The sequence below is a fragment of the Amycolatopsis sp. NPDC048633 genome, from assembly GCF_040650695.1.
GTDB lineage: Bacteria > Actinomycetota > Actinomycetes > Mycobacteriales > Pseudonocardiaceae > Amycolatopsis.
This window is the reverse complement of the sequence record NZ_JBEZHS010000080.1, coordinates 1-7,951: the sequence shown is the minus strand read 5'-3', so window position 1 is coordinate 7,951 and position 7,951 is coordinate 1. Positions and strand designations below refer to the sequence as shown.

Below are 7,951 nucleotides of genomic sequence, written 5' to 3'. Positions count from 1 at the left end.
AGTTCTTTTTTGTTTTGTGTGTTTTTGTTTCTGAGGTGTGGTGCACCTTCCGCGAGTGCGGCTCGCTCGGGGCCGGAACTCGCGAGTTCCGGCCCTGATCACGCGAGTCACGTGCTCGATCACGCGAGATCCGGCTTCGGTCACGTCAGGTCGGGGTCCGCGGGGGTCTCTTCGGTGAGCCAGAGGACGCCCGCCGGGGGCAGCTGGAGGATCGCCGAGGCCGGCTGGCCGTGCCACGGGTCCTCCGTCGCCTCCACCGCGCCCAGGTTCCCGACGCCCGAGCCGCCGTAGGCCTCCGCGTCCGTGTTGACCACCTCGGTCCAGCGGCCCGCCGCCGGCAGGCCGACCCGGTAGTCGTGGTGCGGCACGCCCGCGAAGTTCGCGACGCAGGCCAGCCGCGAACCGTCGGCCCCGATGCGCAGGAAGCTCAGCACGTTGCCGCTGGAGTCGTTGGCGTCGATCCAGCGGAAGCCGTCCGGGGACGTGTCCTGGCTGAACAGCGCCGGGGTCGACCGGTACACCGAGTTCAGCGACCGCAGCAGGTCCTGGACGCCGCGGTGCAGCGGCTCGTCCAGCAGGTGCCAGTCCAGCGACCGCTGCTCCGACCACTCGGCGGGCTGGCCGAACTCGCCGCCCATGAACAGCAGCTGCTTGCCCGGGTGCGCCCACATGAACGCCAGCAGCGAACGCAGCCCGGCCGCCTTGTTCCAGGCGTCGCCCGGCATGCGGCCCCACAGGGATCCCTTGCCGTGCACCACTTCGTCGTGCGAAAGCGGCAGGACGAAGTTCTCGCTCCACGCGTACACGAGCGAGAACGTCATCTCGTTGTGGTGGTAGGCGCGGTGGATCGGCTCGTGGGAGAAGTACCGGAGCGTGTCGTGCATCCAGCCCATGTTCCACTTGAACCCGAACCCGAGGCCGCCCAGGTGCGTCGGGCGCGTGACGCCCGGCCACGCCGTGGACTCCTCGGCCACCATCACGACACCCGGGTGTCGCTTGTAGACGGTCGCGTTCAGCTCCTGCAGGAACTTCACCGCGTCCAGGTTTTCGCGGCCACCGTACTGGTTGGGCAGCCACTCCCCTTCGTTACGGGAGTAGTCGAGGTAGAGCATCGAGGCGACGGCGTCGACGCGCAGGCCGTCGAGGTGGAACTCCTCGATCCAGTACAGCGCGTTGGCGACGAGGAAGTTGCGGACCTCGTTGCGGCCGAAGTCGAACACGAGCGTGCCCCAGTCGGGCTGCTCGCCGCGGCGCGGGTCCGCGTGCTCGTACAGCGCGGTGCCGTCGAACTTGGCCAGCGCCCAGCTGTCCTTCGGGAAGTGCGCGGGCACCCAGTCGACGAGCACGCCGATCCCCCGCTGGTGCAGGCGGTCGACGAAATGGCGGAAGTCGTCCGGGGACCCGAAGCGCGACGTCGGCGCGTAGTACGACGTCACCTGGTAGCCCCACGAGCCGCCGAACGGGTGCTCCGACACCGGCAGCAGCTCCACGTGCGTGAAGCCGGTCTCGACCAGGTAGTCGCCGAGCTGGTCGGCCAGCTCCCGGTAGTCCAGCCCGGGCCGCCACGAGCCGAGGTGGACCTCGTAGACGCTCATCGGCGCCGCGGCCCACTCGGTCGCCTCGCGCTGCGCGACCCACACGTCGTCGGCCCAGATGTGCCCGGACGTGGTGACGACCGACGCCGTCGCGGGCGGCTGCTCGGTGCCGAACGCCATCGGGTCGGCCTTCTCCTGCCAGTTCCCGTCGGCGCCGAGGATCCGGAACTTGTAGCAGGAGCCGGCGCCGACACCCGGCACGAACAGCTCCCAGACGCCCGACGAGCCGAGCGAGCGCATCGCGTGCCCGCGGCCGTCCCAGCCGTTGAAGTCGCCGATCACGCGGATGCCGCGGGCGTTCGGCGCCCAGACCGCGAACGACGTCCCCTCGACGTCGCCGCCCGGCGTCTCGTACGACCGGACGTGCGCGCCGAGCGCCTCCCACAGCCGCTCGTGCCGGCCCTCACCGATCAGGTGCAGGTCCAGCTCGCCGACCGTGGGCAGCCACCGGTATGGGTCGTCGGCGGTGACGGAGTGCCCGTCGTAGTCGATCTCCAGCCGGTAGTCGCCGGGGTGCTCCGGCACCGCGACGGCGAACATGGCGTCGATGACCGGCTCCATCGGGTACCGGTCCTCGCCGATGCGCAGGGCGACGGCTTTGGCGCCGGGCAGCAGCGCCCGGGCCACGAAGCCCTTGCCCACCGCGTGCACGCCCAGTACCGAGTGCGGGTCGTGGTGCGAGCCGGCCAGCAGCCGGTCGATGTCCGCGGCCGGCGGGGCCGCGGCCGGGAGGCCTTCCGGAACCGCGTTCACGGCGTCATCCCTCTCCGTCGGTGATCCGGGCGATCGAAGCGAGCGGCACGCCCAGCCAGTCGGGCCGGTTCGCGTGCTCGTAGCTCACCTCGTAGACCGCCTTGTCCAGTTCGAAGGCGCGCAGCAGCTCGCCCTGTTCGCGCGGGTCCGCCGCGACCGCGGCGTAGCCCTCGCAGAACGCCGCCCGGTTGCGGTGCGACCACTCCCGGGCGCGCTCGGCCAGCGCCGGCTCGTCCGGCTGGCCGACCAGCATCTGCTGGGCCGCGTAGTCGAACGACCTCAGCATGCCCGCCACGTCGCGCAACGGCGACCGCAGCGCGTGGCGCTCCTCCACCGGGGCCGCCGGCTCGCCCTCGAAGTCGATCAGCAGCCAGCCGGTGACCGTCCGCAGCACCTGCCCGAGGTGCAGGTCGCCGTGGATGTACTGCATGGTCACGGAGTCGGCGGGCACCGTGCGCAGCGTCTCGAACGCCGTCCGCAGCGCCGGGGCGTGCGCGGCCAGCTCCGGCACCCGGCCGGCGACGGTCTCGAGCCGGTCGACCATCGCCTTCATCGAGCGCTCCAGCTCGTCGGCGTCGACCGGCTCCGTGCCGAGGGCCTCGGCCAGGTCCGCGTGCACCTCGGCCACCGCGCGCCCGAGCCGCTCGGCCTCGCCGGCGAAGTCGCCGCCGACCTCCTCGGCGTGCAGCTCCGGTGCGGCCATCAGGTCGCGGACGCTGGTGGTGGCCATCGCCCAGCCGTCGACCGCGTCCGCGACGAACTGCTGGAGCATGCCGACCGTGGTCGGCTCGCCGTCGAGGTCGCCGGTGATCGAGCCGAGCACCTGCGCGATGTGCTTGCTGCCGACGCCCTGCAGCGCCCGGTGCAGCAGCAGGTCCTTGTTCTTGCCCGGCGTCAGCTTCCGGAACAGCTTGAGGATGTACTGCCCGCCGTACACCAGGGACGTGTTGCTCTGCTCCGACGTGATCGGCCGCGCCCGCAGGCCGGTCTCCAGCTCGACGCCGGGCTCGTGCTCGAAGACGAGCGAGCCGACGCTGCCCTCCCGCGCCATCAGGTCCAGCAGCACGCCGGTGACGTCGAGGTCGCCGGCCGCCTCGTAGGCGTTGAGGTCGCCGACGGCGCCGATCCAGCTGCCCGAGGAGATCTCCGGCGGGTGCGTCCGCCGGCCCACGAGCAGCTGGTAGGGCTCGCGCCGGTCGCCCTGGACGACCTCGACGACCACGTGCAGCAGCTGCGGGTCGCCTTCGACCAGCTCGGTCACGCCGAGCGGCCGGATGCCGGTCACCGGCCGGTCCTTGCCGGCGAACCAGCGCTGCTCCGGCAGCCAGCGCTTCAGGTCACCGGTCAGGTCGTCGACCAGCTCACGCGGGTCGGACAAGGGACTCACCTCGTTTCGCCTTCGTCTCCCGGGCTCGTCAGCTGGAACCAGTAGAAGCCGTGCCCCGGCAGCGTCAGCAGGTACGACAGGTCCCCGATGCTGGGGAACCGCACGCCACCGGTGAGCTCCACCGGCGTGCACCCGCGGTGCGCGGACAGATCCAGCTCCACCGGCTGCGGGAACCGGGAGAGGTTGTTCACGCAGAGCACGACGTCCTCGCCGCCGTCCGGGCGCCGCCACTGGCGCTTGTAGGCCAGCACGCTCGGGTTGGACCCGCCGAGGTCGACGAACTCGCCTTCGGCGAACGCGTGGTGCTCCTTGCGCACCTCGATCATCCGGCGGGTCCAGTTGAGCAGGGAGGAGGCGTTGTTCGACTGCGCCTCGACGTTCAGGCCCTGGTAGCCGTAGACCGGGTCCATGATCACCGGCAGGTAGATCCGGCCCGGGTCGCAGGAGGAGAACCCGGCGTTGCGGTCCGGGGTCCACTGCATGGGGGTGCGGACCGCGTCGCGGTCGCCGAGCCAGATGTTGTCTCCCATGCCGATCTCGTCACCGTAGTACAGAACGGGCGAGCCCGGCAGGGACAGCAGCATCGCGGTGAAGAGCTCTTGCTGGTTGCGGTCGTTGTCCAGCAGCGGCGCCAGCCTCCGGCGGATGCCGATGTTGGCCTTCATCCGCGGGTCCTTGGCGTACTCCGCGTACATGTAGTCGCGCTCGTCGTCGGTGACCATCTCGAGGGTCAGCTCGTCGTGGTTGCGCAGGAAGATGCCCCACTGGCTGCCGCTGGGGATCTCCGGGGTCTGGGTCATGATCTCCGAGATCGGGAACCGCGACTCCCGGCGCACCGCCATGAAGATCCGCGGCATCAGCGGGAAGTGGAACGCCATGTGGCACTCGTCGCCGCCGACCGCCGGGTCGCCGAAGTACTCGACGACGTCCGAGGGCCACTGGTTGGCCTCGGCCAGGAGGATGCGTCCGGGGTACTCGTCGTCGACGACCTTGCGGCAGCGCTTGAGGAACTCGTGCGTGCGCGGCAGGTTCTCGCAGTTGGTGCCCTCCTGCTCGAACAGGTACGGCACGGCGTCGAGGCGGAACCCGTCGATACCCAGGTCGAGCCAGAACCGCAGGGTGTCGATCATCGCGTCCTGGACGTCGACGTTCTCGAAGTTCAGGTCGGGCTGGTGGGAGAAGAACCGGTGCCAGTAGAACTGCCCGCGCACCGGGTCGTACGTCCAGTTCGACGTCTCGGTGTCGACGAAGATGATCCGCGCGTCGGCGTAGCGGGAGTCGTCGTCGCTCCACACGTAGTAGTCGCCGTACGGGCCGTCGGGGTCCTGGCGGGACTGCTGGAACCACGGGTGCGCGTCCGAGGTGTGGTTGAGCACCAGGTCGGTGATCACCCGGATGCCGCGCCGGTGTGCTTCGTTGAGCAGGAACACGAAGTCCTCGACGCTGCCGAACTCCGGCAGCACCGCGCGGAAGTCGCTGATGTCGTACCCGCCGTCGCGCAGCGGCGACGCGTAGAACGGCGGCAGCCACAGGCAGTCGATGCCGAGCCAGGCCAGGTAGTCCAGCCGGCCGGCCAGGCCGCGCAGGTCGCCGGTGCCGTCGCCGTTCGAGTCGGCGAAGGCGCGCACCAGCACCTCGTAGAACACCGCGCCCTTGAACCACTCCGGGTTGCTCGGCGCCTGTTGCGCCGAGCGGAAGTCGCCGGCCTGCGGCTCGACGAGCATGCCGTCCGCGGTCATCGCCTCGCCGGTGTGCGGCACGCCCTCCAGGCCCAGTGCCGCGTCGGGCCGGGCTTCCTCCGCCATGTGTTCCACCTCAGTCCTCGATCCGTTCCCTTCCCTGCTAACCGGCCAGCCGCCGCCGGACCGACACCACGTGGGCCACGGCCCGCCACGGCTCGAGCCGGACGAAGTTCGCCGGGCCCCAGTCCCAGGTGTCCCCGGTGACCTCGTCGTGGGCGATCAGCCGCTCGTGCGCCTCGAACCCGAGCGCGGCCGTGTCGAGCCAGAGCGTGCCCTCCTGCGGCCCGTACGGGTCGAGGGTGACGACGGTGACCACGGTGTCGCCGGTCGCCGGGTCCTGTTTGGAGTACGCCAGCAGCGCGTCGTTGTCGACGTGGTGGAAGTGCAGGGTGCGCATCTGCTGCAGCGCCGGGTGCGCGCGGCGGACGGCATTCAGCTTCGCGATCCACGGCTCCAGCGAGCGCCCTTCGGCGAGCGCGCGCTCGAAGTCGCGCGGGCGCAGCTGGTACTTCTCGGAGTCGAGGTACTCCTCGCTGCCGTCGCGGACCGGGACGTGCTCGAACAGCTCGTACCCCGAGTAGACGCCCCACGTCGGCGAGATCGTCGCGGCCAGCGCGGCCCGCAGCGCGAACATGCCGGGCCCGCCGCGCTGCAGCGACTCGTGGAGGATGTCCGGGGTGTTGACGAACAGGTTCGGCCGGCCCTGGATCCAGTGCTCGCGCAGGTCGATCGCGAAGTCGATCAGCTCCTGCTTGCCGGTCCGCCACGTGAAGTACGTGTAGCTCTGGGTGAAGCCGAGCCGGGCCAGGCCCCACAGCCGCGCCGGGCGGGTGAACGCCTCGGCCAGGAACAGGACGTCCGGGTGGGCGTCCTTCACCGACTGGATCAGCCACGCCCAGAAGTCCGGCGGCTTGGTGTGCGGGTTGTCGACCCGGAAGATCTTCACGCCGTGGTCGACCCAGACCGTGATGACCCGGAGCATCTCCTCGTAGACGCCCTTGGGGTCGTTGTCGAAGTTGATCGGGTAGATGTCCTGGTACTTCTTCGGCGGGTTCTCCGCGTAGGCGATCGAGCCGTCCGGGCGGGTGGTGAAGAACTCCTGGTTCTTCAGGACCCACGGGTGGTCGGGCGCGGCCTGCAGCGCGAAGTCCAGCGCCACCTCCATGCCCAGCTCTTCGGAGCGGGCGACGAAGGCGTCGAAGTCGTCAAAGGTGCCGAGGTCCGGGTGGATGGCGTCGTGCCCGCCCTCGTCGGCGCCGATGGCCCACGGCGAGCCGACGTCGTCGGGCTTGGCGTCGAGGGTGTTGTTGGGGCCCTTGCGGTTCACGCGCCCGATGGGGTGGACCGGCGGGAGGTAGACGACGTCGAAGCCCATCTTCGCGACCCGGTCGAGCGCGGCCGCGGCGGTGGTGAAGGTGCCGTGCACCGGCTTGCCGTCGGCGTCGAGCCCGCCGGTGGAGCGGGGGAACAGCTCGTACCAGGAGCCGAACGCGGCCCGGCGGCGGTCGACCCACACCTTGTGCGGCTTGCCCTTGGTGATCAGCTCCCGCACCGGGAACTCGTGCATGAGCTGGCGGATCTCGGGCGACAGCGCGGGCCCGACCCGCTCGGCGAGACTCCGCTCCTCGTCGCGCAGCGCGGTCAGCGCACCGGTCAGCAGCGCTTTCTCCGCGCGGCGGTCCGGGCGGCGGGAGACGCGCTCCAGCAGCCGGGCGCCGTTCTCGAGGTCGTTCGCCAGGTCTTCGGGCCCCTGCCCGGCGGCGACCTTCACCTCGACGTTGTGCTCCCACGTCGCCCAGGGGTCGCCCCACGCGTCGATGCGGTAGGTCCACGTGCCGGTGGTGTCCGGGACGATCACCGCGGCGAACTCGTCGGGGTGGTCGGGACCCCGCGGCACCATCCGCGTCTGGCGGGTCAGCCGGTCGCCGGGACCGCGCCAGGCGACGGTGGCCGCGACGACGTCGTGACCCTCGCGCCAGACGGTCGCGGTGACCGGGATGTGTTCCCCCGCAACGGCTTTGGCCGGATAGCGGCCGCAGCTCACGCTGGGGGAGACGTCGTCGATGCCGAGCCGGCCGGTCATGGGCACGCCCCTCGGTGTGTCAGTTGGACGCAGGCAACGTCAGTCTGCCCGACTCGATCAAGCGCCCACGAGGCAGGGTTCTCTTGCGGTGTACCCAGGCTTCCCCGGACGAAACGCTTTCGCCGCAACGAATTTCCGTCGGATGTCCGGCAGGTTACGCACGCGCGGCCGCCCGGCGACACACCGCGACGGGCGACACGCGGACCCGAACGGCCAACAGCCGTACCCGAATGGACGACACGCGTACCCAGGCGGTCGGCTCGCGTACCCAGGCGGTCGGCTCGCGTACCCAGGCAGTCGGCTCGCGTACCCAGGCAGTCGGCTCGCGTACCCAGGCAGTCGGCTCGCGTACCCAGGCAGTCGGCTCGCGTACCCAGGCAGTCGGCTCGCG

Annotated in this window: 4 protein-coding genes; all 4 read right to left on the bottom strand. The window is 70.7% G+C overall.

Features of this window, described 5'->3' with window-relative positions; all coding sequences use genetic code 11:
- Window positions 1–140: 140 nt before the first annotated feature.
- From glgB to AB0C38_RS49195, 4 genes are read right to left on the bottom strand one after another with little or no spacing between them, the layout of a single operon-like run.
- Entirely contained in the window at window positions 141–2,348 is a 2,208-nt protein-coding gene (gene glgB / locus AB0C38_RS49210; RefSeq protein WP_360688590.1) for a 1,4-alpha-glucan branching protein GlgB, read from the bottom strand.
- Window positions 2,349–2,352: 4 nt separating this feature from the next.
- Window positions 2,353–3,726, bottom strand: a complete 1,374-nt coding sequence (locus AB0C38_RS49205) for an aminoglycoside phosphotransferase (protein ID WP_360688587.1) — start codon at window positions 3,724–3,726, stop codon at window positions 2,353–2,355.
- 5 nt (window positions 3,727–3,731) lie between these two features.
- Window positions 3,732–5,540, bottom strand: coding sequence for a maltose alpha-D-glucosyltransferase (treS, locus tag AB0C38_RS49200; protein WP_284745239.1), 1,809 nt, complete (start codon window positions 5,538–5,540; stop codon window positions 3,732–3,734).
- A gap of 37 nt (window positions 5,541–5,577) precedes the next feature.
- Complete coding sequence (locus AB0C38_RS49195; protein WP_360688584.1) at window positions 5,578–7,560, bottom strand: maltotransferase domain-containing protein; 1,983 nt, start codon at window positions 7,558–7,560, stop codon at window positions 5,578–5,580.
- Window positions 7,561–7,951: the final 391 nt, after the last annotated feature.